At 71.3% G+C, this 23,106-nt stretch carries 36 protein-coding genes and 1 pseudogene; 18 read left to right on the top strand and 19 right to left on the bottom strand.

The window, feature by feature from the left end:
* Nucleotides 1-214: 214 nt before the first annotated feature.
* The gene (locus ADK55_RS19180) at nt 215-1,180 is read right to left on the bottom strand and encodes a pirin family protein (protein WP_053680351.1); all 966 of its coding nucleotides are present in this window, start codon (nt 1,178-1,180) and stop codon (nt 215-217) included.
* Nucleotides 1,181-1,356: 176 nt separating this feature from the next.
* Here ADK55_RS19180 and ADK55_RS19175 point away from each other — a divergent pair, with 176 nt between their 5' ends.
* The 7 genes from ADK55_RS19175 (at nt 1,357) to ADK55_RS19145 (ending at nt 6,208) form a co-directional block, all read left to right on the top strand.
* A complete protein-coding gene (locus tag ADK55_RS19175; RefSeq protein WP_053680349.1) occupies nt 1,357-1,707 on the top strand; it encodes a tetratricopeptide repeat protein in 351 nt (116 codons plus the stop codon).
* 61 nt (nt 1,708-1,768) lie between these two features.
* Nucleotides 1,769-2,974, top strand: coding sequence for a methyltransferase (locus ADK55_RS19170; protein ID WP_053680348.1), 1,206 nt, complete (start codon nt 1,769-1,771; stop codon nt 2,972-2,974).
* 39 nt (nt 2,975-3,013) lie between these two features.
* Nucleotides 3,014-3,769, top strand: coding sequence for a MerR family transcriptional regulator (locus ADK55_RS19165; protein WP_053680346.1), 756 nt, complete (start codon nt 3,014-3,016; stop codon nt 3,767-3,769).
* Between the two features lie 223 nt (nt 3,770-3,992).
* On the top strand, nt 3,993-4,550 hold the full coding sequence (locus ADK55_RS19160; RefSeq protein ID WP_199826566.1) for a DUF6230 family protein: 558 nt from the start codon (nt 3,993-3,995) through the stop codon (nt 4,548-4,550).
* The gene (locus tag ADK55_RS19155) at nt 4,541-5,038 is read left to right on the top strand and encodes a DUF6114 domain-containing protein (protein WP_053680344.1); all 498 of its coding nucleotides are present in this window, start codon (nt 4,541-4,543) and stop codon (nt 5,036-5,038) included. The genes ADK55_RS19160 and ADK55_RS19155 overlap by 10 nt, the downstream gene beginning before the upstream one ends.
* Entirely contained in the window at nt 5,035-5,685 is a 651-nt protein-coding gene (locus ADK55_RS19150; protein ID WP_053680343.1) for a hypothetical protein, read from the top strand. The genes ADK55_RS19155 and ADK55_RS19150 overlap by 4 nt, the downstream gene beginning before the upstream one ends.
* Nucleotides 5,686-5,896: 211 nt before the next feature.
* Nucleotides 5,897-6,208: a DUF2087 domain-containing protein gene (locus tag ADK55_RS19145; protein ID WP_053680408.1), complete on the top strand. Its 312-nt coding sequence runs from the start codon at nt 5,897-5,899 to the stop codon at nt 6,206-6,208.
* Here ADK55_RS19145 and ADK55_RS19140 read toward each other — a convergent pair.
* The 4 genes from ADK55_RS19140 to ADK55_RS19125 all read right to left on the bottom strand — a co-directional run bounded on the left by ADK55_RS19140 (nt 6,181) and on the right by ADK55_RS19125 (nt 10,726).
* Complete coding sequence (locus ADK55_RS19140) at nt 6,181-6,945, bottom strand: metallophosphoesterase (RefSeq protein WP_053680340.1); 765 nt, start codon at nt 6,943-6,945, stop codon at nt 6,181-6,183. The two genes, ADK55_RS19145 and ADK55_RS19140, sit on opposite strands and share 28 nt — an antisense overlap.
* A gap of 57 nt (nt 6,946-7,002) precedes the next feature.
* Nucleotides 7,003-8,496, bottom strand: a complete 1,494-nt coding sequence (locus tag ADK55_RS19135; protein WP_053680337.1) for a hypothetical protein — start codon at nt 8,494-8,496, stop codon at nt 7,003-7,005.
* 63 nt (nt 8,497-8,559) lie between these two features.
* Complete coding sequence (locus ADK55_RS19130) at nt 8,560-9,114, bottom strand: hypothetical protein (RefSeq protein ID WP_053680335.1); 555 nt, start codon at nt 9,112-9,114, stop codon at nt 8,560-8,562.
* A gap of 181 nt (nt 9,115-9,295) precedes the next feature.
* Nucleotides 9,296-10,726, bottom strand: coding sequence for a dihydrolipoyl dehydrogenase family protein (locus ADK55_RS19125; protein ID WP_053680334.1), 1,431 nt, complete (start codon nt 10,724-10,726; stop codon nt 9,296-9,298).
* Nucleotides 10,727-10,912: 186 nt separating this feature from the next.
* Here ADK55_RS19125 and ADK55_RS19120 point away from each other — a divergent pair, with 186 nt between their 5' ends.
* Genes ADK55_RS19120 through ADK55_RS19095 form a run of 7 tightly spaced genes read left to right on the top strand, consistent with a single transcriptional unit; the run spans nt 10,913 to nt 13,184 of the window.
* The gene (locus ADK55_RS19120; RefSeq protein ID WP_053680332.1) at nt 10,913-11,188 is read left to right on the top strand and encodes a hypothetical protein; all 276 of its coding nucleotides are present in this window, start codon (nt 10,913-10,915) and stop codon (nt 11,186-11,188) included.
* On the top strand, nt 11,185-11,394 hold the full coding sequence (locus tag ADK55_RS19115; RefSeq protein WP_053680330.1) for a hypothetical protein: 210 nt from the start codon (nt 11,185-11,187) through the stop codon (nt 11,392-11,394). Before ADK55_RS19120 ends, ADK55_RS19115 begins: the two co-directional genes overlap by 4 nt.
* Nucleotides 11,391-11,753 carry a DUF6907 domain-containing protein gene (locus ADK55_RS19110; protein ID WP_053680328.1) on the top strand — a complete coding sequence of 121 codons (363 nt, stop codon included), beginning with the start codon at nt 11,391-11,393 and terminating at the stop codon, nt 11,751-11,753. The genes ADK55_RS19115 and ADK55_RS19110 overlap by 4 nt, the downstream gene beginning before the upstream one ends.
* A complete protein-coding gene (locus tag ADK55_RS19105) occupies nt 11,750-12,118 on the top strand; it encodes a helix-turn-helix domain-containing protein (protein ID WP_078999114.1) in 369 nt (122 codons plus the stop codon). The genes ADK55_RS19110 and ADK55_RS19105 overlap by 4 nt, the downstream gene beginning before the upstream one ends.
* Nucleotides 12,103-12,279, top strand: a complete 177-nt coding sequence (locus tag ADK55_RS38665; protein ID WP_159041471.1) for a hypothetical protein — start codon at nt 12,103-12,105, stop codon at nt 12,277-12,279. The genes ADK55_RS19105 and ADK55_RS38665 overlap by 16 nt, the downstream gene beginning before the upstream one ends.
* A 9-nt stretch (nt 12,280-12,288) precedes the next feature.
* Nucleotides 12,289-12,804 (top strand): hypothetical protein, encoded by a 516-nt coding sequence (locus ADK55_RS19100; RefSeq protein ID WP_053680324.1) that lies wholly within the window; start codon nt 12,289-12,291, stop codon nt 12,802-12,804.
* The gene (locus tag ADK55_RS19095) at nt 12,801-13,184 is read left to right on the top strand and encodes a hypothetical protein (RefSeq protein WP_053680322.1); all 384 of its coding nucleotides are present in this window, start codon (nt 12,801-12,803) and stop codon (nt 13,182-13,184) included. Before ADK55_RS19100 ends, ADK55_RS19095 begins: the two co-directional genes overlap by 4 nt.
* 199 nt (nt 13,185-13,383) lie before the next feature.
* Here ADK55_RS19095 and ADK55_RS19090 read toward each other — a convergent pair whose 3' ends face one another.
* The 4 genes from ADK55_RS19090 to ADK55_RS19075 form a co-directional block, all read right to left on the bottom strand.
* The gene (locus ADK55_RS19090) at nt 13,384-13,692 is read right to left on the bottom strand and encodes a hypothetical protein (protein WP_053680320.1); all 309 of its coding nucleotides are present in this window, start codon (nt 13,690-13,692) and stop codon (nt 13,384-13,386) included.
* 164 nt (nt 13,693-13,856) lie between these two features.
* Nucleotides 13,857-14,231, bottom strand: coding sequence for a hypothetical protein (locus ADK55_RS19085; RefSeq protein ID WP_053680318.1), 375 nt, complete (start codon nt 14,229-14,231; stop codon nt 13,857-13,859).
* 87 nt (nt 14,232-14,318) lie between these two features.
* The gene (locus tag ADK55_RS19080; RefSeq protein WP_053680316.1) at nt 14,319-15,155 is read right to left on the bottom strand and encodes a helix-turn-helix domain-containing protein; all 837 of its coding nucleotides are present in this window, start codon (nt 15,153-15,155) and stop codon (nt 14,319-14,321) included.
* Nucleotides 15,152-15,883 (bottom strand): DUF6879 family protein, encoded by a 732-nt coding sequence (locus ADK55_RS19075; protein ID WP_053680314.1) that lies wholly within the window; start codon nt 15,881-15,883, stop codon nt 15,152-15,154. Before ADK55_RS19075 ends, ADK55_RS19080 begins: the two co-directional genes overlap by 4 nt.
* A gap of 143 nt (nt 15,884-16,026) precedes the next feature.
* Here ADK55_RS19075 and ADK55_RS19070 point away from each other — a divergent pair, with 143 nt between their 5' ends.
* Nucleotides 16,027-16,446 carry a hypothetical protein gene (locus tag ADK55_RS19070; RefSeq protein WP_053680312.1) on the top strand — a complete coding sequence of 140 codons (420 nt, stop codon included), beginning with the start codon at nt 16,027-16,029 and terminating at the stop codon, nt 16,444-16,446.
* A gap of 74 nt (nt 16,447-16,520) precedes the next feature.
* On the top strand, nt 16,521-16,691 hold the full coding sequence (locus tag ADK55_RS38660; protein WP_159041470.1) for a hypothetical protein: 171 nt from the start codon (nt 16,521-16,523) through the stop codon (nt 16,689-16,691).
* Between the two features lie 58 nt (nt 16,692-16,749).
* Here ADK55_RS38660 and ADK55_RS19065 read toward each other — a convergent pair whose 3' ends face one another.
* From ADK55_RS19065 to ADK55_RS19020, 10 genes are all read right to left on the bottom strand, one after another.
* A complete protein-coding gene (locus ADK55_RS19065; protein WP_053680310.1) occupies nt 16,750-17,415 on the bottom strand; it encodes a hypothetical protein in 666 nt (221 codons plus the stop codon).
* Nucleotides 17,412-18,176, bottom strand: a complete 765-nt coding sequence (locus tag ADK55_RS19060) for a hypothetical protein (RefSeq protein ID WP_053680308.1) — start codon at nt 18,174-18,176, stop codon at nt 17,412-17,414. The genes ADK55_RS19065 and ADK55_RS19060 overlap by 4 nt, the downstream gene beginning before the upstream one ends.
* Nucleotides 18,173-18,415, bottom strand: a complete 243-nt coding sequence (locus tag ADK55_RS19055; protein WP_053680306.1) for a hypothetical protein — start codon at nt 18,413-18,415, stop codon at nt 18,173-18,175. The genes ADK55_RS19060 and ADK55_RS19055 overlap by 4 nt, the downstream gene beginning before the upstream one ends.
* Nucleotides 18,384-18,767, bottom strand: a complete 384-nt coding sequence (locus tag ADK55_RS19050) for a helix-turn-helix domain-containing protein (protein ID WP_159041469.1) — start codon at nt 18,765-18,767, stop codon at nt 18,384-18,386. The genes ADK55_RS19055 and ADK55_RS19050 overlap by 32 nt, the downstream gene beginning before the upstream one ends.
* 34 nt (nt 18,768-18,801) lie before the next feature.
* Nucleotides 18,802-19,104, bottom strand: coding sequence for a hypothetical protein (locus ADK55_RS19045; RefSeq protein WP_053680302.1), 303 nt, complete (start codon nt 19,102-19,104; stop codon nt 18,802-18,804).
* A 120-nt stretch (nt 19,105-19,224) separates the two neighbouring features.
* Nucleotides 19,225-19,443 carry a hypothetical protein gene (locus tag ADK55_RS38655; protein ID WP_053680300.1) on the bottom strand — a complete coding sequence of 73 codons (219 nt, stop codon included), beginning with the start codon at nt 19,441-19,443 and terminating at the stop codon, nt 19,225-19,227.
* 13 nt (nt 19,444-19,456) lie between these two features.
* On the bottom strand, nt 19,457-20,845 hold the full coding sequence (locus tag ADK55_RS19035; protein WP_053680298.1) for an AAA family ATPase: 1,389 nt from the start codon (nt 20,843-20,845) through the stop codon (nt 19,457-19,459).
* Nucleotides 20,842-21,324 carry a hypothetical protein gene (locus ADK55_RS38650; RefSeq protein WP_053680296.1) on the bottom strand — a complete coding sequence of 161 codons (483 nt, stop codon included), beginning with the start codon at nt 21,322-21,324 and terminating at the stop codon, nt 20,842-20,844. The genes ADK55_RS19035 and ADK55_RS38650 overlap by 4 nt, the downstream gene beginning before the upstream one ends.
* Nucleotides 21,321-21,773 (bottom strand): hypothetical protein, encoded by a 453-nt coding sequence (locus tag ADK55_RS19025; protein ID WP_053680295.1) that lies wholly within the window; start codon nt 21,771-21,773, stop codon nt 21,321-21,323. The genes ADK55_RS38650 and ADK55_RS19025 overlap by 4 nt, the downstream gene beginning before the upstream one ends.
* 126 nt (nt 21,774-21,899) lie before the next feature.
* Nucleotides 21,900-22,124, bottom strand: coding sequence for a hypothetical protein (locus ADK55_RS19020; RefSeq protein ID WP_063839566.1), 225 nt, complete (start codon nt 22,122-22,124; stop codon nt 21,900-21,902).
* A 179-nt stretch (nt 22,125-22,303) separates the two neighbouring features.
* Between ADK55_RS19020 and ADK55_RS19015 the strand changes: the two genes are divergently transcribed.
* A complete protein-coding gene (locus ADK55_RS19015) occupies nt 22,304-22,900 on the top strand; it encodes a helix-turn-helix domain-containing protein (RefSeq protein ID WP_159041468.1) in 597 nt (198 codons plus the stop codon).
* A 51-nt stretch (nt 22,901-22,951) separates the two neighbouring features.
* Nucleotides 22,952-23,106: pseudogene (locus ADK55_RS39870) on the top strand (IS701 family transposase); the annotation flags it as partial.

Genomic DNA, 23,106 nt, shown 5'->3' with positions numbered 1-23,106 from the left:
TCCCCGCTCCGCGACGCCGGGCACCAAAGTCGGCGTCGGGTCAGCATTGGTCCTGGCAAAGCTGACCTCAGCTGGTCACACATGGGAAACGACGGGAGCCCGAAGAGGGCCTCCGGCGGGCCTCGGCGCCTCCTCCGGCGGAGCAATCTCCGCCGGAGCTCCGGACTCTCTTTCGTCAGTCGCGACTGAGAGAGCCGATCCAGAAAAGTGCAGGTCAGCGCACCCGACCGCGCGCTTTCAAGGGCCCCGGCGGGAGTTCGGGAGCAGGGATCGGAGAGCCGTCGTAGCCCTTCACTTCGCCGTAGCGGGAGCCTTCCATCCAGTCCTTGCGGGCTTGTACGATCTCCTCGTTGCTCCGGCCGATCCAGTTCCAGAACATGACGATCTCCTCCTCGAACGGCTCGCCGCCCAGCAGCATCAGGCCCGCGTCCGAGGCCGCCCGCAGGGGGAGTTCCGTGCGGCCGCAGCCCAGGTAGAGCATGGCGCCCGGCAGGACCGGGACGCCGTCGACGGTGGCCTCGCCCGACATCGACAGGACCGCGTACTCGAAGTCGGGGTCGAGCGGGAGCCGGGTTTCGGTGCCCGCCGCCAGGGCGAGGTCGGCGCCGACGATCGGGCTGTAGGCGCTGCCGGGCGAGGTGGCTCCGTCCAGGGTGCCGAGGATCACGGTCGCGGCCAGGCCGGGGGCGGTGACCTGCGGGAGGTCGGTGTGGTGCTGGAAGTGCGGCGCGACACCGCGGTGGGCGTCGGGGAGGGCCACCCACAGTTGCGCGCCGTGCAGGAGGCGGGCGTGCGGGCGCGGGCTCTCCTCGGAGTGGCTGATGCCGCGGCCGGAGGTCATCAGGCCGAGCTCGCGCGGGCGGATGGTCTCCAGGCTGCCGACGCTGTCGCGGTGCAGCACCTCGCCCTCGTGGAGCCAGCTCACGGTCTGGAGCCCGGAGTGCGGGTGCGGCGCCACCTGCATGCCGGGCTCGTCGGCGATGTCGTCCGGGCCGTAGTGGTCGACGAAGCACCAGGCGCCCACCATGCGGCGGCCCAGGTTGGGCAGCAGGCGGCGGACCTCGGTGGACTCCCCGAGCTTGACGGTGCGCGGGCTCAGGAGCTCGCGCACGGGCTCGGCCACGACGAAACCGCGGCCGCCGCAGGCGGAGAGAGCGGGCTGGCGATCGAGATTGCTCATGGGGCACAACTTAGCCCCGTGCCGCGTCCGGCGTTCCATGGAATGTTCGGTGGATCGCCCGTGTTGGGCACGTCGGGTCTCCCGTGTTGGGCGGATCGGATCGCCCGTGTAGGGGAGATCGGGTCCCCCTGTCGGGGGAGACCGGACAGAGGCATCGGAACGGCGGAAGGAACGCGATGAACACGCCGGTGGAGTACCTGGAGCACGGGACGCCGGCCGAGCGCTGGGCGCGCGCCGGGCTCTTCTTCGAGGCGAAGGAGTACGCGACCGCCGCCCGCGTCCTGGGCTCGCTGACCACCGAGGCCCCCGAGCAGCTGGCTCCCCGCCTGCTGCTGGCCCGCGCCTACTACCACTCCGCCCAGCTGTCCCGCGCCGAGCTGGAGCTGCGCGCCATCCTGGAGCGCTGGCCGGTGGAGGACTACGCGCAGCTGCTCCTCGGTCGCACACTGGAGCGACAGGGCAGGGCCGTCGAGGCGGCTCCCCACCTGCGGATCGCCGCCGCGATGGCGGGCGAGTTTCCCGAGTAGCGCGCCGCCCGGCCCCGCCCATGCGGGGCCGGGCTGTCGTCTCGGATAGCCTGGGTCGAATATGAACCGTCTGACCACGCCTTTCGGCTCCTACGAACTCACCCGCTTCCCCCAGGACCCGCGCGATCGTCTCCGCGCCTGGGATGCCGCCGATGAGTACCTGCTGCGGCACCTCGAATCCGGTACCGGGGAACGCGGTCCGGTGGATCTCACCGGCGATCGGCAGATCACCGTGATCGGGGACCGTTGGGGCACGCTGACGACGGCCCTGGCCGCGTTCCACCCGACGCAGATCACCGACTCCTCGCTGACGCGGTCGGCCACCATGGCGAACCTTGATCGTGCCGGGATCGGGACGGCCAAGGACACGGTGCGGCTGCTGACCACGCAGGACGCTCCGCCGGAGCGGATCGACGTGCTCCTGGTCCGTGTCCCGAAGAGCCTGGCGCTGCTGGAGGACCAGCTGCACCGGCTGGCTCCGCACGTCCACGCGGGCACGGTCGTGGTCGGCACGGGCATGGTCAAGGAGATCCACACCTCCACACTGCGGCTCTTCGAGCGGATCCTCGGGCCGACGAAGACCTCGCTCGCGGAGAAGAAGGCCCGACTGATCTTCTGTACGCCGGGCACCCCCGGGGCCACGCACGCCGTGACCCCCGGCCCGTGGCCGCTGACGTACGTCGTGGACGAGGACGGGGGCTCGGGCGCCGGGCTGACCGTGGTCAACCACGCCGGCATCTTCTGCGCCGACCGGCTCGACGTCGGCACGCGTTTCTTCCTCCAGAACATCCCGACCAACACGGACGGGGCCCGCGTCGTGGACCTCGGTTGCGGCAACGGGGTCGTCGGCACGGCGGTCGCGGTCGCGGACCCGCGGGCCGAGGTCGTGTTCACGGACGAGTCGTACCAGGCGGTGGCCTCCGCGAAGGCCACGTTCCGCGCCAACGTGACGCACGAGCGGGAGCGCGCCGACTTCCTCGTCGGTGACGGGGTCGCGATGCTGGACCCGGGTTCGGTGGACCTGATCCTGTGCAATCCGCCGTTCCACTCCCACCAGGCGACGACGGACGCCACGGCGCTGCGCATGTTCGCGCAGTCGCGCAAGGCGCTGCGGCCGGGTGGCGAGCTCTGGGTCGTCGCCAACCGCCACATGGGCTACCACACGCACCTGAAGCGGCTGTTCGGCAACAGCGAGGTCACCGCGAGCGAGCCGAAGTTCGTGGTGCTGCGGGCGGTCAAGCGGATGGAGCGCGACCAACGCCCGTAAGGGCCATGTGACCTGCCGGTACGTCCTACACTCTGCCGCGTGGACAGCCAGGGGGAACAGGACGGACGCGCCGGTGGGCGCTATCGCCGGGAGGACGTGGCGCGGGCGGCGGGCGTCAAGGTGCGCAACCTGCGCTACTACCAGGAGCGCGGGTTGTTGCCGCCGCCGCGCCGTGAGGGCCGGGTCGCCTGGTACTCCGAAGACCATCTGACCCGGCTGCGCCTGATCAACGACCTGCTGGGGCGCGGCTACACCGTGAACGGCATCTCCGAGCTGCTCGACGCGTGGGAGCGCGGTGGCGGACTGTCCCAACTCCTCGGCCTGGAGCGGGCGATGACGCGCGACTGGGTGCAAGAGGTGCCCGTCACGATGACGTTGTCCGAGTTGCGCGCACTGTTCGGGCCGACCGCGAACGCCGAAGACACCAGGCGCGCGGTCGAGTTGGGGTACGTACGGATCGACGGGGACCGGGTCACGCATCTGAGCGGGCGGTTGCTGGAGGCGACCCTGACGCTGGTGCGGCAGGGGGTGCCGCTGGCGGAGATCCTGGACGCGGCCGACTTCGTCCAGGCACAGGCGGCCGCGCTCGCGGACCGGTTCGTCGGACTGTTCCGCCGGCATGTGATCGGCCCGGACGGGCTGGAGCACCTTTCGGCCGGCCAACTGGATCACGTGTCCGAGGCGGTGTCCGCTTTGCGCCCGGTGGCGGGTGAGGTCGTGGCCTCGGAATTCGCCCGGGCCATGGAGCGGAGGGTGGCCGCGGAGGTCGCCGAACTCCTGCGCGCGGAGCAGTGACCGGCCAGTAGGAGTCGGCCGAAACGGTACGCTCCGGCAACCTTGCCAACCTCCATTGGCACTCTTACATTCAACTCGTCGGTAACAAAGGTGCACAGCCGAGATAAGGGACGATCTCATGGCAGTCTCACCGAACTTGCCCGAACCGCCCGGCATCGAGGGCGACGACGGCGGCGGCGCCGGCAGAGGTGACGGGCGCGTCCGCTGGCGCAAGTTCGCACTTCTGACCGTCCCCGCCATCGCCGTGACCGCGGGACTCGGGATAGCCCTGGCACAGGGGGCGCTCGCCGCCTCCTTCGCCGTTTCCGGGCAGCAGTTCAAGGTGTCGGCGGCGAGTCTGGAGGGCGAGGGATTCGCCCAGTACGGCAGCGTCGACGTGAACGCGCGCAACGAGCTCATCCCGGTGGCGGTCACCGCCATCAAGGAGGCCAAGCTGCACAGCCTCTGCCAGTCGGTGGTCACCACCCTCCCGATGATCGGGGACATCTCGCTCAACCTCACCGCGGGCAAGAAGAACCCCGTCGAGGCGAGCAATCTCTTCGTCGACGCGACACAGCTCTCCGGCGACGCGGTCTTCAGCAACATCGAGATCGGACGCGACGCGTCCACCCTCGACAAGGGTCCGGCGGAAGCGATCGGCATGCAGGACCTGTTCGCCCAGCAGGCGGACACGGTCAGCATCACCGATCTGCACCAGACGGCGTGGGCCACCAACGCCGGGACCTTCAAGCTCTCCGGGCTGAGCATGAACATCAGCAAGGGGAAGAAGGAATGCTTCTGAGCCGCTGGCGGCGATGGCGACGCAGCAGGCCCTTCTGGGGCGGTCTCTTCGCCATCCTCACCGGGGTGTGGATCAGCGTCCTGCCACTGGCTCCGTTGAAGATCATGCTCCAGCAGGGAGTGGCGGGCATCCCGTCCGTCCTGATGGGGATCATCTTGATCGTGCTCGGGCTCACCGCCTGGTTCTCGCCCCAACAGCGCACCCTGGCAGGGATCCTCACCACCCTGATCGCGACCGCCACGCTGGTCCTGTCGAACCTCGGCGGGTTCCTGATCGGCACCCTGCTGGGCATCGTCGGCGGCGGGATGATCTTCGCCTGGCAGCCGAACACCACACCACGTGCCGGGGGCTCCGCCGCCCCCGGCACGGAGCCGAAGGCCGGCCCGGAGACGGAGCCGGAGGCAGGCACGGAAGCGGACCCCGATCCCCACGGGGACCGCAGTCACTCCCCCACCCCGCACCACGATCCCCAAGGAGCACAGCCATGAGCCGCAAGCGCACCGCTCTCGCCCTCGGGATGGCCGCGGCCGCCGCGCTGACGGTGGCCTCCGCCACCGCCACCGCCGCGCCCTTACCGCTGGCGGGTTCGACCACCGTCACCCCGGCCGGGCACGCCTTCAAGGCCACCCTCAGCGGAAAGGCCACGCTCAAGGCCGGTTCGGTCACCGTGACCTGCACGGTCTCGGTCTCCACCGGTACGGTCCCGGCCGCGCCGGGCAACAACAACCCGGCCGGTGCGGTCACCTCGCCGATCACCCCGCCGACGTACTCCTCCTGTTCCGCCAGCCTGCCGGGCGTGACGCCGACGGTCACCACCAGCGGCGCCTGGACGGTGTCGATGCAGAACGGCTCGCCGATCACCGCCACCCTGAAGGTGCCGGTCGGCGGACTCGTCGTGACGACGTCCGGCCTGGCCAACTGCACCGTCACGGCCGCTCCGAGCGCTCCGGCGAACGTCGGCGGCACCTGGACCAACGGCGCCCCGCCCAGCCTGACCTTCACCAACGCCTCGGTGCCGGTCACGGTCACCGGCGGATTCGGGTGCCCGACGAGCGCGACGTCCTCGACGTTCAACGCCCTCTACAAGGTCACCGACACGACCAACCCGGCGCAGCAGATCACCGTCGGCCCCTGAACCACCCGTGCACCATCCACGCGTGCGCCATCCGCGTGTGAACGACCACGCGTGAACCATCCGTACGAGCGGGCCCGCCGGTACCGGAGCGATTCCGGCGTCGGCGGGCCTTCGACGTGTCCGGGCGGGGCGACCCGCAGCGGGGCGTCGCGGCCGGTCCGGGCGGAAATCCCGTTGCCCGGGGGCTCCTTGCCGGGTGATGCTGCCCGACATGTCACACACCACCGCGCCGCTGCCCCGCACCGAACAACCCCCGCGCACCCCCCGGGGCGTCTCGGACCTCTTCTCCGACGGCCGCCTCGTCGCGATCCCCCGCAAGGTCGCCCGCCGCGAGCAACTGCTGGCCCATCTCACGGAGACCCTGTTCGCCCCGGACCGGGACTACACCGAGCCCGAGGTGAACGACGCGCTGCGCACGGTGCACGAGGACTGCTCCGCCCTGCGGAGGTACCTGATCACCTCGGGCCGCCTCGCACGCACCCGCGACGGCGGCAGCTACCGGCGGGTGACGACCACCCGGTAGTGGGTGGTCAGCCTCCCGTCGTCACCGATCACGTGGAAGGCGACGACCGGCGGCTCGTCGAGGTGGACGTACTCGTTGTCCCCGCTGCGGGCCTCCCAGGGAAGCCGGGTCGTGGACACCACGCCCGGCGCCACCAGCAGCGGCCGGCCCGCGAAGGTGGTCGCGGCCCCCGTGTGGGCGTGTCCGCACAGGAAGGCCGTGAGGTGCGGGTGCCGTTCGGCGAGGTCCGCCAACCGCTCCTCGCCGAACTGCCGGATCCCGTCGACGTAGGGGATGTGCAGGGGAACGGGCGGGTGGTGGAAGGCCACCAGCACGGGGACCTCGCGCGGGGTCCCGTCCAGTACGCCGTCCAGCCAGGCCACCGTGGAGTCCTCCAGGAAGCCCTGGTGCTCGCCGGGCACCGACGAATCGCAGACCGCGAGCACGAACCCCGCACCGCGCAGGACCTGGTCGACGGGCGCCGCGGTCGGCTCCGCCTCGCCGAGCAGGTCCCGCCGGAAGGCCACGCGTTCGTCGTGGTTGCCGGGGCAGACCACCAGCGGATGGCGCGAGACCAGTTCCTTGCGGGCCTCCGCGTACTCGGCGGGGCTGCCGTGGTCGGCTATGTCGCCGCTCACCAGGACGGCGTCCAGGTCGTACGGCAGCTCTTCCAGGTACCTCATGACGGCACGGGTGCGATCCGCGGCGCGCGTGTCGCCGTCGAAGTGGACGTCGCTGAGGTGGGCGATGACTTTCACGGACGGTGGCTCCTTCACTCGGGTGCCACCATTCAACAGGCCCGCCCACGCGGCGGATCAGCCAGGTTCGACCGTCCCTCGCCGGATCCTGACGAGCACCCAACCGGCGGCGACCAGAGCGGCGGCGGTCCCCGCGAGGGCGAGTACGGCGACCCCGGAGGCGGCCAGCGAGCCGTGCGCCGGGGCGCCGGGCGCCGGCGCCCCGGACCCGTCCGCGGCCGACCCCCCGTCACCCGGGGCGGGCCCGCCGGCCGGCGCGGGCGCGGGTCCGGACGTACTGCCCGCCGGAACGGGTGACAGGGACGACTCCGACGGCTCGGAGGGTCGGGAGGGTCCCGACGAGGAGCCGGGGGTGGGGCCGTTCGAGGGCCCCGTGGAGGGCGCTGCGGACGGATCGGGCGAGGGGCCCGGCGACGGACCGGTGGAAGGGTCGGTGGAGGGGTCCGGTGACGGATCGGCCGGCGCGGACCGCTCCAGCCGGGTGATCGTCGCCTGCGCCGGGCCGCCCACCCACACGACCTCGCCCCCGGGCTGCACCGCCAGCGAGGCGGCCCCCAACTGGGCGTGGTTGCCCGGCAGTACGGTGGGCTTCGCCGCCTCCGTCAGATCGGCGGTGCGGTACACGGCGAGGGATCCGTTCCCGTCACTGCCCGCTTGCGCGCGGTCCCCGGAGTCCTGCCAGACCACGAAAGCCTGCCCGGTGGCCTCGTCGAACCGCGCCGCGCGCGGCAGGTCCGGCCCACTCAGGGCGCCGATCCGGCGGCCGGCCGCGTCGTGGACGACCACGGAGTTGTCGAGGCCGACCCAGACCGCGCCGGTTCGCGGATCCACTTCCACGAACCCGGCGAACCCGTCACCCGGCGGGAGTTCCACGGTCGCGGCGACCGTCAGGGTGACCGCGTCCACCTTGTACAGGCGACGGTTGCCCGTGTCCGCGAACCACACCGCCTTGCGCACCGGGTCCACCGCGAAGGAGTCGCCGCCCTCCAGCGTCAGGGACCGTCCGATCACCGCGCCGTCGACGGCCGCCTCCGACAGGACGGGGCCCTGGGCGGCCAGTACCGTCCCCGGTGCGAGTCCCGGGCCGAGGTCGGTGACGGTGGCTCCCGTGATCCAGGCCCCGCTCGCCGCCGCGTCGCCCTCCTCGGCCGTGCCGATGCCCCGCAGCGGATACCCGAAGACCACCCCGTCGCCGGGCAGCGGGGCGACGAGCCGATGGGCGGCGCGGCGGCTCGACGCACCGGTGGGGCCGGGCATTTGGCTCACGGTGCCGCGTACCGTGCCGGTCTTCGGATCCAGGACGTGCAGTCCGCTCTCGTTGACCTCGGGGGTCTCCGGCCGGTCGTCCGAGGCCACGTACAGCCTCTTCGAGTCCGGGTGCAGCAGCAGGTCGCGGGGCTTGCCCGCCGAGGTGAAGACCCCCGCCTCCCGGTAGCCGGCGGCGGTCGCGCGCGAGGGTTGCGTCACCGCGCCCGATCCGGTGGCGGCGAGGGCGACCGGGGCGCAGACGAGCACGAGCGCACTCGCGAGTACGGGGGCGTGGGGTTTCATGGCGTCCTCGTGGCGTGGATCGTCCTGAGTGGTGGCCGGACGGCCTGGGTCGAAAGGGACGGCCTAGTTGAAGGTCACCGGTACTTGGACGTCGTAGGCGCGGTTGCCCGAGTTGAAGTGGTCGGCGCGGGTCACGACGGCGCACTCGACGGTCTCGCCGCAGATCTGGCCGTTGCCGAGGTCGGCCTTGACGTGGATCGTCACGGTGAAGGTGCCGCCCGCGCCGAACCGTGAGGTGTTGGGCAGGGTGCCGCCGAGGGTGTTGGAGACCCAGTGGGAGGCGCCGGTCGTGCCCGACTGGTCGGAACCGCCCAGACAGGGCGTCGGCTTGGAGGCTCCCTGCGGACCACTCACCGCGCACAGTCCCACGTACACGCCCCGGCCGGTGTTGTACCCGCTGCCGGAGACCGTGATGTTCTGCCCGCCGGCGGCGGCGGTGCCGGGCGAGGTGAGGGCGAGGTGGTAGGTCGTACCGCCGTCGGTGACCGTACGGGAGGAGCCGGCCGCGGCGGCGGACCCGGCGCTCACGCCGAGCGCGAGGGCCACGGCGGCGGTGGCGGCGAAGGCCGCGCGGGCGGCGAGGCGTACGGCGGTGCGGGGCAGGCGGGAAGCGCGCATGGGAGAACACCTTTCCGACAAACGAGTGAGGTCGACAGGAAGATCGACTTAGGTAAGGCTAACCTCATCTGGCCGAGGGCAGAACCCCTCCCCGACACTGCGGCCGAATACCGCTCGCATGACCGAAACGCGTGAGGGCCCCGCCACCGGACGCGGTGGCGGGGCCCTCGAAGGCGGTGACTCAGCCCCGGTAGGTCTCCAGCAGGCGCAGCCAGATCTCGCTGATGGTCGGGAACGCCGGGACCGCGTGCCACAGGCGGTCGATCGGGACCTCGCCCGCGACCGCGATGGTGGCCGCGTGCAGCAGTTCGGCCGCGCCCGGCCCCACGAAGGTGGCTCCGACCAGGACTTCTCGGTCGAGGTCCACCACCATCCGGGCCCGGCCCCGGTAACCGTCGGCGTAGAGCCCGGCGCCGGAGACCTTGCCGAGGTCGTAGTCCACGGCGCGGACCCGCAGTCCGGCGCGTTCCGCCTCGGCGAGGGTCCGGCCGACCGACGCCGCCTCGGGCTCGGTGAACACCGCCTGCGGCAGGGCCCGCGTGTCGGCGGTGGCCGTGTGCGCGCCCCACGGGGCGGTGTCGAGGGGCCCGGTCCCGGCCGCGCGCGCGGCGATGGCCGCACCCGCGATCCGGGCCTGGTACTTGCCCTGGTGGGTCAGCAGCGCACGATGGTTGACGTCTCCGACGGCGTACAACCAGTCGTGGCCGGGGACCCGGCAGCCGTCGTCCACCGCGATCCAGTCGCCGGGGGTCAGACCGACGGTGTCGAGGCCGATGTCCTCGGTGCGCGGCGCGCGACCGGTCGCCATCAGCAACTCGTCGCCCTCCAGGGTCTCGCCGCCCTCCAACACCACCGTGACGGGACCGGTGGAACCGTCACGGACGACCGCCTCGACGGCGACGCCCGTACGGACCACCGCACCCGCCTCCTCCAGCGCCTGCGCGACCAGCTCCCCGGCGAACGGCTCCATCCTCGGCAGCAGCCGCGAGCCGCGCACCAGCACGGTGACCCGGGAACCCAGCGCCTGCCAGGCGGTGGCCATCTCGGCGGCGACGACACCGCCACCGACGATCAGCAACCGGCCGGGGACCTGCCGGGCGGAGGTCGCCTCGCGGCTCGTCCAGGGCCGGGCGCCGGCGATGCCGGGCAGCTCGGGGATCACGGCCCTGGTGCCGGTGGCCACGACCACCGCGTGCCGGGCGGCGAGCACGTGGTGCTCTCCCTCGGGGCTGGTGACGGCGACCTTGCGGATCCCGTAGAGCCGCCCGTGGCCCCGGTAGACATCCGCCCCGATGGAGTCCAGCCAGTCGACCTGGCCGTCGTCCTTCCAGTTCCCGGTCCAGTAGTCGCGGTGCGCGAACACCGCCTCCGCGTCCAGGGGGCCCTGGACCGCGCCCGCCAGGCCCGGCACCCGGCGCGCGTCCGCCCGGGCCAGCGCCGGACGCAACAGCGCCTTGCTCGGCACACAGGCCCAGTACGAGCACTCGCCGCCCACCAGCTCGCTCTCCACCACGGCCGTGCTCAACCCGGCGGCACGGGTCCGGTCGGCGATGTTCTCCCCGACCGGGCCCGCACCCAGCACCACAACGTCGTACTCCACCGCTTCCGACATAGACACCTTCCAAGGGTTCCAGAGGGTCCACCAGGACCCGCAGGAATCCCGGTCAGGGGCTCATATCCCGTCACTGTACGTGTGGTCTGTGAGACATGCGTGAGATGACGGGCGGCCCCGGCGTGGTGCAGCAACACCCCGCCGAGGCCTTGATCCAGACCCATCTGCGTCAAGGAGTCCAGACCCATGTCAGAACGTACACGCCTGCCCGACGCGGACACCCGCGCGCTGCTTCAGCAGATCGCCGCGCGCCTCGCCGCCGAGCGCCCCCAGCACCCCATGCGGCCCAGCATCCGCGAAGCCCTCGCCCTGACCTTCGCCGCCCGCCGGCACGGGCACGGGACCGCCCGCGCCGAGTGGGCCGAACAGCAGATCCTGAAGCACGCGCCCGCCGTCGAGCCGGGGACGAGCCGCGGCCGGTACGCCGAGGAGCTGCGCCAGGCCGCAGGCGGTGCCCGATGACCACCAGCCCGCTCCGCGACCCCGCACACGAGCTTCCCCCGGGCGCGCTCTCCTCCGAGGTGGCGCTCCAGCTCGCCCGCGAGGCGCTCGCCAAGCACGAGAACGCCAGCGTCCGCGATCAGGTCGCCATGTACTTCGCGGCCAGCGATCTCCAGTACGCGCTGCGCACCCTCGTCGTCGCCCTCGACGCTGAGGCCAGCCGATGACCGGGGCCCGCACGGTCACCGTGCAGACCCTGGACCGGGGCCCGGTCACCCTCCCCGAACCCGCATGGTGCACCGGCCACGACGAGCGGCCCGTCGAGGCCCTCGTCGACGTCCACCACTCCGGACACGAGCACGTCGTCCACTACGGCGGCGGCATCGAACTCCGCGCCGAGCTGGTCGCCTACCCGTACGGCAGCCGGCCCGTGCCGGTGAGCCTGCACGTCGAAGTCGACACGTCCGACGTCACTCTCGACCCGCCCGGCCTCGAAGCGTTCGCGACGATCCTCGACGAGCAGGCGGCCGAACTCCGCCGGCTGGCCCTGCGCCTGGCCGTGCTCCGCGCCGGGGGTGACTGGTGACCAGTCCGACGGAAGTAGCCGAGCGGCGCGCCACCGTGCGCCAACTCGCGCAGGGTGGCGCATCCAACCGGCAGATCGCCGCACAGCTCGGCGTCTCAAAGGACACCGTCCGCCGCGACCTCAGCCAGGAAGATGCGCCGGCCACCACAGTGGCGCAGCGTCTGGCGCACCGGGCGGCGCAGGCCGATACGGCGGTGAGCCAGGCATGCGCCGCAGCTCGCGCGGTTGTCGAGGCCCGGCCGGCGCACACCCTCGCCGACGACGAGACGGCCCGCCGCTGGTGTGCCGAGCTGCGCGCCGCGGCGGATCAGCTCGCGGCGCAGGCCGACGCGTTCGCGGACTACTACCCGTGCGCCACCGGCTGATGGTCCTCGCCGTGTTCTTCGCCGCGGCGGCGATCGGCGGTCTCGCGGGGCTCTGCCTCGCGGGCCCGCCCCGCGCCCGCGACCTATACGCGCTGCCCGCCCTCGGCACGTGCGCCCTCATCGTCATTCTCGCCGCGCTCGGCGCGGCCCTCGTCCACTGAGGAACCCCCATGAACCTGCCCTCGTACGGAATCGTGTCGCTCGGCGGCGTCACCATCGGCCTCGCGCTCCTCGGCTGGGAGATCGCCACCTGGTGGCCCGGCCTGAAGCAGGCCCGGAAGATCAAGAACCTGATCAAGCTCGTGCCGTTCGTCGCCGTCTGGCTCTACGGCATGCTGCTCATCCTCTCCGCGGGCGGGCTGCTCGGCGCCGGCGCGGACTGGTCCCTGTGGGGATCGTCGGCGATCGGTGACGCGGCCCTGACGTACGGCGTCGGCGGCGGCACCCCGGTCGTCACCCGCGGCTCGAACCTCGTCCTCACGGACGGCGGGCACGCGGTCGTCCTCATCTCGACGGTGGTCCTCGTCGCGGTGTGGGTGAAGCGGCGCGGCTTCAACTGGCTCGTCGTGCGCGCGCTGATCTCCGGGATCTGCCTCGGCCTGGCGTCCGGTGTCGCCGGCGTCGCGGGCTACGTCCTGTCGCCGGTCGTCTCGACCGCCGGTGACGCCATCGTGGGCCTGCTGTGACCGGGATCCGGCTGTCCCTCGCGGAGTTGCGGCGGCGCCTGGCCCTCGGCAACGGGCTGCTGCTCGAATCGCCGTCCCGCTGGTTCGACGTGCCCACCCTCGGCGGCCTCGCGCTCCGGATCGCCGTGCCCCTCGGCGGCGGCGTGTTCTACGGGCTACTGCTCGGCCGTGCCCCGCAGTTCATCTACGCGGTGCCCCCGGCATGGCTGGCGGCGGTCTGGTGGTTGTCCGATTCGTCCGCCACTCCCCCACCGCTTCCGCCGGCCCCTTCTGGCGACGTTTTCGCAGATGACACGGTCGTGGTGGATCGGGTCGAGAGGGGCCCGGAAGGGGTTGTGTTCATCATCCACCCGGTTCGGCAGGAGGTGAAACGGCCGTGATCCGTGCCCTGTTGAGTCTCCTCGGCGCCGACTACTGCGAGGCGTGCGGGTGGTGGAGTAAGCCGTTCTGCGGGCACTGACCCACGGTTCTGCAACCAGTTGCACAAAGAGCCCCCGGCGCGTGCGGATCGCGTCGGGGGCCCTTTGCTGCCCACCCTGCCGTGTTCCGCCGGACCACGGACGAGCGGGAGCACGCGGCCTACACGGGCGGCTTGTTCGGCGTCGGCGTGGGCCTCGGAGTGGGCAGCGGCGGACCCGGATCCGGCGGCATCTTCGGCGGACCAGGCGCCTTGTGCTTGCCCATCTCCACCTTCGCCCGCGTCAGCCCCCGAATCCCGAGCGGCGGGAACAGCACGGTGCGGGCGGGATAGCCAGCCTCCGCACAGTCGATGCACAGCAAGTCCCGGCTACCAGGCGACGACTGGCGGGCAGCCTCGACAGGCGCACGCCAACAGGCCTCGCACGTCTCCACGTCCGTGCTGGTGACCTCGAAGTCGGTAACGATCATCAAGTCTCCTCAGAAGCTAGGGGTGCGGGATCGTCGGGGGCAGTCCCTCTTGTGGACCACGGCGCCGCCCTCCGGTCCGCCGAGCGGCAGCGGGGTCGCTCCGCACCGCGGGCACGCGAACGGTTGGGCAGTCTGTCCGCCGGCCGGGTACGTGGGCGGGGACGTCACCGCGGGGCTCTCTCGGGGCAGCACCACAGGTCGAAGGGCAGGCCGTACCCGTCCTGATGCACGACGACGGTGTCCCGCCACACGCGGTCATCGCCGAGCCCGGTACCGCACGCGATGCAGTACCGGCCCTGGATCTGCTCCCAGGACAGAGCGGCCACGCCCGGCACCGGAACGTCCTGACAGCGCGCCGGCGCGGGGGTCAAGCCGCGCTGCTCCCTGCACGGTGCGCACGCGTACAGCGGCTTTGGGGGGCCGGAGCTGGACTCGCCCCACTGGACTTCCAGCGCGGTCCCCGAGGGCCCGTCGTGCCAGTTGCACCAGCCGCCGGCGAGGACGGGGAACTCCACCGGGCTGGCCTGCTCGATCGCCATGACCAGGACGTTAGAGACGCGGGCGAATCAACGTCCGCCGTGATTCTCGAATATTCGCGCCGCCGGTCCGGCGATTCTCCGATGTGCTTACGCGTGGTCGAGGTAGGCCCGTGCCCGTGCGATCAGCCGGTGAGCGGCCGCCCCGTGCACGGCCGCATCCCGGAGCGTGGACCACACCCGCCCGTACGTGGCGACGGTGTCGGCGTCGTCGAGCCACAGTTCGGCGTGCCAGTCCTCGGCGATCACGAGCCGCTCGTCGTATATCCAGAAGCCGTTGGCCGGCGGGATCGCCAGGGGCGCGTTGAACGGGACGATGCCCAGGTGCACGGTGTCGAGACCCACGACCCCGGCGAGGCGGTCGAGTTGTGCGGCCATGACGGGCGGCGGGCACACTCGGGCGTGCAAGGCCGCTTCCCACATGACGATGTCGAAGGACCGGCCGGGCTCGTACAGGATCTCCTGGCGGCGCATGCGGGCCCGCACGGCGTCTTCCACGTCCGGTATCGACTGGTGCAGCTCGGCGTACCTGGTGAACGTGTGACGGGCGTAGTCCGCGGTTTGCAGGATGCCGACGATCATGGCGCCCTCCCATGCGCGGAGGTACGAGGAGCGCCGGTACTCGACGGTGAGCGCGTCTTGCACGGGCCGGTGCCCGGCACGGAGTTGGCGCCGCCAGGACCGGGAACGGGACTCCAGCCCCTGCAAGCGGGCCTTGAGGTCCTCGACGGCCTCGGGGTGGCCGGTGGCCGCGGCCCACGCTTCCAGGTCCGCGCCGGTGGCGGTCTGCCGGCCGGTCTCCAGCTTCGAGACCTTCGACTGCGGCCAGCCGAGCCGGCTCGCGAGGTCCCGGCCGGTGACCTCGGCGCGCAGCTCGCGCAGGCGCGCGCCGAGGGAAAGTCGGGCCTGCTGGTAGTCGGTGCTCACTCCTTGGACGGTACCGGCTTCGCGTAGTGCCAGGCGGCCTCTCGGGCCTGGCTGTAGCGCAGGACATCGACGGGGTTGGTGAGGAGTTCCACGCCCGTCATGTGGTCGTCCTCGTCGAAGTGCAGGAGCGCGACGACCCGGCCGTCGAAGATCCAGAAGTCCTCTTGCGGCAGTCGCAGTTCCTCGGCGCGGGCCCGCGGCAGGGTGCGGACGTCCTCGCCGACCGCGTTGTTGCGGCGGGCGTTGTCGAGGAGGTACTCCTGACCGGTCGTCGCCGGCTCGTCGAGGACCCGGACCCGCTCGAAGCGCTTGCCCAGCGCGCTCTGCTCGCGTCGCTCCGCACACCACGGATCGGTCAGGTCCCAGTCGACCGCGCCTTCCGCGACGAACTGGCGGTAGGTGTCGGTCTGCTCGTCGGACGCGTACCGGCGGCGGGTCTCCAGCCGCCACGCGGAGTGGGCGAGGCTGCTGAACATGCCGTCGAACTCGTCGAAGCTGATGCGCTGCGGCACGTGCACGGGCTCCTTCGGGCCGAAGTTCGCCAGGAGTTCCCGAGGCACGGTGACGAACCCTTCGCCGGCCTTGACGTTGCGGAGCTGCGCGACGTCGGCGGGGTCGGTCACCGCGTCGCCCTGAACGAGGTACTCGCCGGTGTCGACGTCCTCGTACAGCGTCGGGCATCCGTTGTTCCCTGAGTTCGTACCGACCATGCGGAGGCGGCGGGCCATGGGGCATCTCCCTGGTGCGAGGTGACGATTCCGTGGGCACCGTAGCGGCGGACGGCCGGCCAGCAACAGAGCGCCCGCCCCATTGCTCGCAGGACCGGTGCAGCCCCTATGCCGCTGTGGTGCGGCCGCAGTAGGTTCCCTGAATGAACGACAGAACCGTCATTGCGGCCGGGGCCGCGGCACTCGTCCTCGCCCCGGTGGTTGCCGGGGTCCTGGCTGGCCTCAAGGTCAGCAACGCAACGTTGGCGATCGCTGCTGGTGCCGTTGCCGCCGCAGGCGTCACGCGCGGGGTGCGCCATCTCCGACGCGAGCGCAAGGACCTGGAATGGCGCCTTCGGGGTCTCAACATCATCATGCGGAGCCAGGTTCCGTCCGAAGAGCAGGAAGAACTGAGGCGGCAGACTCTCCTATGCACGTCGACCTGGAACGACGTGAACTACCTGCACCAGGTAACCCGGCTTGCCGTCCTCGACCAGGCGGCGGACAACACCGCATCGATAGTCCTCGCCCTGCTTGGTCTGGCGGCGGGCACGGCCGCCAGCGTGTGGTCTGTCTGGATATAGCCGCAGGGATCGACTGCGCGCGCCACAGGTCTGGCTAACCTCGGGCATGAGCAGCTACAACGATCCCTCTCTCCGTGCCAGCCAACCAGCAGCTGGCAGAACTGATGAACCTCTCCCAAGGTCGACTCAAGCTCCAGGATGAGCGAAAGGGCAAGTTCGTCCGACCGGCCGTCGGCGACTGGCTCGGTTCCCCTCAAGGGAGTTTCCGAATCAAGGTCGTCGGGAGCGGCGACAAGCCGTTCTGACTCCGAGAACAGCGCGTCCGGCTCCTCACCCTGAGGGACCGGACGCCTAGATCGAGCGTCAGGCCTGGTGGAGGGAGCGCTTGACGATGCCGTTCTCGTCCAGGGTCAGGACGTTGACACCGTCCAGCCACAGCGCCGGCTGCCCCATGGGATAGCCGTAGCCGAACCCGATCGGGTTCGGGATCGACGGGTCGAACGGCGCGGGCGCGACCTCTGGGGTACCGGCGAGGGTGTCGAACGCGGCACGGGCCCCGTGGTTGTAAGCGTGGATCGCTTCACGTAGCTCTTTGACGGCCTGCTGGGCGGCGGCCAGCTTCTCGTACACCGCCGACTTCGGCGCGGCGTCCATGAGCCGCTGTGCCTCGGCGAGGGTGGCGACACGGCGCTCCTCCGCCTCCCGCTCCCGCTGCGCTTCCGCCTTGCGGGCGGCGGCCTCGCGGCGCAGGTGGGCGAAGCGGGCCAGCCCTCGCACCTGCTCGACCTGCTCGGGGGTCACGGACTCGTCGCCGTTGATGACGCGCTCTTCGATCGCTTCGAGGTCGCGGGCGGCCTGCGCGGTCTCGGCGTCGGCCAGGGCCTCGATGTGCTCGGGCGTTCCCAGCTCCGGGACGGCCGCGGGTGCGACGGGTGCGGGGCCGGCTGCCGGGATGGTCTCGGCGGCCTGGCGGTCCTCGGCGCGAGCGAGGGCGGCGCGGGTGCCGCCCCACTTCGAGTAGGTGGTCATGCTGCACGCTCCTGCTGCTCGATGGGGTTCCGGCCCTGCTGCCTGAGGCGGTAGCGGGTTTCCACTGAAGCGGCCTGCCACTCCTCCGGGGACACACGCAGTGCAGCGGCCAGGCCCGGGACCTCCCCAGTCACACGGACGACCACGGCGTCGGTGGTGGCCTTGAGGGTCTCGCGTGCGTCGGCCTCCATCTGCCGGTCACTGGTGAGGGCGAGGGCGAGGGCGACCGCGGCGAGGCGGCCGGGCGGCACGGCGGCGGTACGGCCCTCGCGGAGGGCGGTCACGGAGGCCGGGAACGTCTGGCCTCGGAAGTCGTACGCATCGGAGGGCCAGGAGCCGGCGGCCGGGTCGACCTGCTTCAGCTCCTCGTTGATGGCTACGACGTCACGGGCCACCGCGTGGATGCGGGCGGTGCGGGCGGCGTCGAGCCTGACGAGGTGTTCCAGCGCGGCCACAGCGGCTTGTACGGCCTCGATCAGGGGCTGCGTGTCATCCTCGTTGACGAGTTCACGGACGGCGGCGCCGATGGCATTTGCGCGGGCGTCCCGGTCGGCGGCGACCGCGGCGGCGAGCTTGCGTTCGGCGGCCTCCACCCGGAGTTCGGCGAGTTCGGCGAGCTGACGTTGCCCGGCGATCTGCTCGGCGGTCACGTGCTCGTCGCCGGCTCGTACGCGCTCGGCGAGGGCCTCGATGGTCTCGTGCGCCTGTGCGGCTTCGGTGCGGGCGGTGTCGAGGGTCTCGCGTGCTTCGGTGGGGGTCATGCTGCGTCGCCCTCCTTCTCGGCCTTGCGAGAGACGTACTGGGCGGCGCGGCGCTTGCGGATGTCGCTGAGTGCGTCCCACGCGGGGGTGCCGTACAGGGCGGCGTCGGCCTTGGCCTGCTTTTCCTGCTGCTCGCGCTCGGGTGCGGCCTTCGCGTCCGCGGCGGCCTTCTTGCTCGCGTAGTGGTCGCGGATGGCGCCCCCCAGTTCAGGGCGTCGGTGCTGGTCCTGGCTTCCCATCGGTACTCCCGTGGCGGTAGTCGTCGAGGGCGTTGGCCTCGATCACCCAGCCGCCCCGGTTGCGTTGGGCCGGGAGCGCTCCGGTGTGGCAGAGCCGGCGGACGTACGAGGGGTGGCACCCCAGGACGCCAGCCGCCTCGGCCACACCGAGCGCGGGACCTGACCCGTGCTCCACAGTGCGGGAGTTGAGCTGCGGGGTGTCGGATCCGCTACCGGGACCCTGTGCCGCCGCGTGCAGGGCCCGGAGGAGTTCGCGGGCCTCGGGGCTCAACGCACCGCCGTCCGTGCGTGTGCGGGACGAGAGGTAGAGCGTGGTGGCCGCGAACACCGTCGAGGCGAGGCGGGCCGGCACGATGACCGACCCATCCGGCGCCACCCGCGGCCCGTCAGGCGATGTCACCGGACGCCTGCCCGCCAGCCAGCACCCCGAGCACCTGCGGCCAGTCTTCGGGGTACCAGCACACGGTCACCATGCCGTCGGGGAAGCGCTCGACGGGGGGTTGACGGTCCGCGCGACGGCGCCCCGTGCGCAGGTACACCAGGACGACGCGGGGGCCTCTCGTGAGGATGAGCGACGGGTCCTCGGGGCGGGAGTTCGGGCCGATCTGCGTGTACGCCATCCATCCGAGGGAGCGGGCGTGATCGGTGACGCGGGTGTTCCACTGGAGTTGAGCAAGGCCGAGCTTCACAGGGTCCTCCGAGGGTCAGGGGTGGGCTCGCGCGCGAGTGCGCGCGAGGGGGGTGTGAACCGGGTACGCGCGGCGGCCGTGCCTCGCGTGCGCGAGACGTGAGCCGCCGCGACCGGACGTTCAGGGGGTGTTGGCGGCTCGGAGGGTGTCGGGGATGGCGCTGAGGGTGCCTTCGAGGACGGGGCATCCGTCGTCGTGGTGGGTGACGAGGTGGATGGTGCCGTGTTGGTCGGTGCGGGCTTCGGTCTCGCTGTTGCAGTGCCCGCACTGGTAGTTGGCGGCGATGCGGGCGATCAGTTCGGTGGGGCCGGCGGCGTAGGTGGTGTGGTGGGGCTTCATGGGGGTGTCTCCTTCAGCACATGACGTGGTGGTCGTTGCCCTGTTGGGCCCATTCGACGTCGAGTTCGCCGCCGCAGACGGAGCAGATCGGCGGTTCCGCCGCCGCCGGTTCCCTCTCTAGAAAGAGAGAGGGAACCACCGACGTGCATGGGGGTGGTTCTTGCATGCTCCGGACCGGTGCGGAACCGGTCTGACCTGCGCTTTCTGCTGCATCGGTTCCGGTGCCGGGAACCGCTAGGGGTGCTTGGCCCGGGAACCGGTCCGGGCGCCGGTCCTTGCGGAGGTTCGCCACCTCTTGGAGCTTCTCGTCGCGGGCGGGGATGCCGAGCTTCTGGAGTTCGGTGCGGAGTCGGCGGCGCCCGTAGTCGCTGGGCACGTTCGCAGCGTCGAGGCGGGCCACAATCCACTCGACCGAGTTTTCGAGCGGTTCCCGGTCCGGGACGGCGTCGAGGGAGACCAGCACGAGCGACGTGACGGGCCGGCCGTCGGGCTTGAACTCGCCGTCGATGGACACCTTCTGCACGCCGAACAGGTGCCCGTCGCCCTCCTCCTCGTCCTTCTGCTTGCCGCTCTTGATACTGAGAACGAGGTTGCTGAGGCGGTCGCCCTTGCGGCTGATCATCAGCTCGGATTGCAGAGCGCCCTTGACCGCCGACGCGCCGCGGCCGTGCTCGCCGATGTGGCCGGTGTGGTGGACGAGGGTGACGCAGGCGCCAGTGACCTCGCGGAGCCGGTCGAGGCGGGCGACGACGCGGCCCATCTCGGTGTTGGAGTTCTCTTCGATGCCGACCGTGACTCGGGCCTGCGTGTCCACCACGATCATCACGGGTTCCAGCCGGCGCATGACCTCGGTGAGGACTTCCCATTCCGGGTCCATGGCCTGGACGGGGCGGGGCAGGAACCTGACGTTGTCCATGCGGACGCCGCGGTGCTGCTCCCACGCACGGACGCGCTTGCGGATGCCCTCCGCACCCTCGGCGACGAGGTAGACGACGAGGCCTTGCCGGACGTAGTGGCCGTGCCACGGGATTCCGGTCCCGATGTGCCCGCACATGTCGAGCAGTACGAAGGACTTGAAGGTGCCGGAGGGGCCGATCGCGCGGGCGAGAGTGTTGCAGTGCAGCAGATCGCCGAGGAGGGGTTCCAGCGGCTTGATCTTGTCGAGGCCGTCGGTGTCGAGGAGTTCGCCCGCCATGGCGGCCACGCGCTGCTCGAAGTGCTCCTCGGACGTCGGGCCGCCCCGGGGCTCGGGTACCCACAGCTTCCCGGGCGGCGCCGTGGTGGCGGTGTCGTCGGGGAGCCAGATCGGGGGCGCGTCCGGAGTCTGTGCGGGAACGCCCCGCAGGCCTGCCGCGAGGATGGATTCCGGCGGCAGGCCTACGGGGTCGTGCGTGGTGGTCACTCGGCGGTCTCCTGACCGTGAACCAGGTAGCGGCCGGGCTGGCCCGGGACCGCGATCGGGGGCCACCCGGGGGTGGCCTTGAGCGGGTGGGCGAGGCGGGGTTGGGCTCTCGCGTCGCGGATCTCTCGCACGCTCCGGATCCGGCGGGTCGCGGCCAGCTTCCGGGCGGCGAGTTCGCGCGCGTCGCCGTACACCGCGGCGACCCATTCGGCGTCCGGCAGGTCGGGATCGGCCATCATGCGCCGGTACCGTTCGGCTGCTTCGAGGGTGGCCGCGTAGCAACGCGGGTCCGTGGGGTCGAGTTGCAGCCAGCCGATCGAGCCGTACAGGGGCCACTGCGCGACGCCGAGCGCGGCGATCTGCGCCTCTGCGCGGAGGCCGGTGACCTGCCCGGGGGTGACGTGCGGGGGGACGGAGCGGAGGTGCCCCCGCCCGGCCGTCATGGCCGGGCGGGGACGGTCCTCGGTGCTGCTGGTCACCGGGTGGCCGCGCGCTCGGAGTCGATGAGGTCGGCGACCTCGTCGAGGATTCCCGTGGCGTCGCCGGCCCGCCAGATCAAGGCCGCGATGTAGTCGAGGAACTCGACCATCTCGGCCGGCTGATCCCGCTTGGCTTCGGCGATCTGCACGAGGACGCGGACCGCGCCGGGCCGGAGGGGCGGAAGGTGGGCCGGCCGGCAGGCCTCGCGGATGGTCTCGTCCATCAGGTTCGCGATGTGGTCGCGGCTGATCTTCGCGGCGAGCGTCGGAACCTCGGTGGTGATGCGGTCGGCGATCCGCTCCGCGACCGGGAGAACAGCCGGGGTGACTGCGGCGACACCGGCGGCGGCCGGGATCCGGGTGCGCTGGTCCGCGTCGAACGGGTCGAGGGCGTTATCGCGGAGGGCGAGTGCACTGGCGTTGAAGCGGGGAAGGGTCTTAGTCTTCACTTGAAGCTCCTTTACGGCCGCGCATCAGGGACTGGCATCCCGCGCGGCCGTTCGGCTGTTCCGGATCGGATGGCGGTGCTTCGGGCCCCCGGCGACAGGTGTTAGCGCACCTGCTGGGGGCCGCTTTCATGCGGCTTCGAGCAGCTTCACGAGACTGCTGGTCACAACGCGCTTCGAGCCGAAGTCGAGGACCCGGACGGGCGCCTCGTTCCTCTTGATCAGGGCATACAGCTGACTCCGCGAGATGCCGAGGGCCATTGCGGCACGGTTCACATCGACCGTGGCGGGCCACGTGCGCAGCTCGTCGAGCGTCGGGGGCGTCATCAGGAACCCTCTCGATTGCGTGATCATCCTGCATCTTCGGTGTCCGCCTCATCACGCAGACGACCTAGGAGCAGAGTGCACGAGATGGAATGCCGAGTCAACCCACGGACGAGAAAGCAGATTCGCGCGTTGTCATTACGCACGCGATGTGGGAGGCTCGGGCTATGACACAAGAGCCCGAAGCGCCTCCCACGGTGGGGAAGGTCGTGGGGGAGAACCTGAAAGCCCTGCGCCAGGAGCGCCGCGTCACGCAAGGAGCGCTGGCTGCTGAACTGGCTCTAACCGGCCTGAAGTGGAAGCGCACCCAAATCTCCGACCTGGAGAGTGCGCGACGCGAGACAGTGGATCTCGGGAGTCTCGTGATCCTCGCGCAGGCTCTCGATGTCCGGCTACACGACTTCTTCGCCGGCGAGGGCAACGTGATGATCACCCCGCGATCGGAGTTCCCGGAAGCGTGGGCGCAGGCCACGCGCGCCGAGCTGAGGGCTTGGCTGTCTGCCGAGGACGCGAGCTTCACAGTGATGGGTGACGACGGCGTCCGGGCTGCCCTCGACGAGGTGCGCCGCGGGGGGCGAGACATCCTGATCGAGGCCGACCTTGCCTTTGCGGAGCGGTACGGCGTTGACGTCCTAGAGGTCGTCAAAGCCGCCGGGCAGATGTGGGCTGGCAGCTTGACCGAGGAACGCGATCGTCGGGTGGCGGCCCTCGGTGAGCTTCCCGTCGGGGAGCGTCAGGCCAAACAAGGCCACATCACACGGCAGTTGACCAAGGCCCTCGTGAAGTGGATGCGACTGGACAGCTAGTACTGCAATCACACTTGTGTGTGGTTGAGTTGGTGTGTGACTGAGCTCGGGGTGGGGTTGGTTGAGGAGTGGGACGGGGTGCTGGGCGGGCTGCATGCCCGGGTCGGATCGCGTTTCGTGAGGTCGGAGCCGCGGGGTCGGGCGCTTGCGTATATGCGGGGTCTGATCGCGCCGTTGGAGCGGAAGAACGGCTGGACTCTGGCGGA

Source organism: Streptomyces sp. WM4235 (assembly GCF_001279725.1).
Taxonomy (GTDB): domain Bacteria; phylum Actinomycetota; class Actinomycetes; order Streptomycetales; family Streptomycetaceae; genus Streptomyces.
This window is presented reverse-complemented; position numbering and strand designations above follow the sequence as displayed.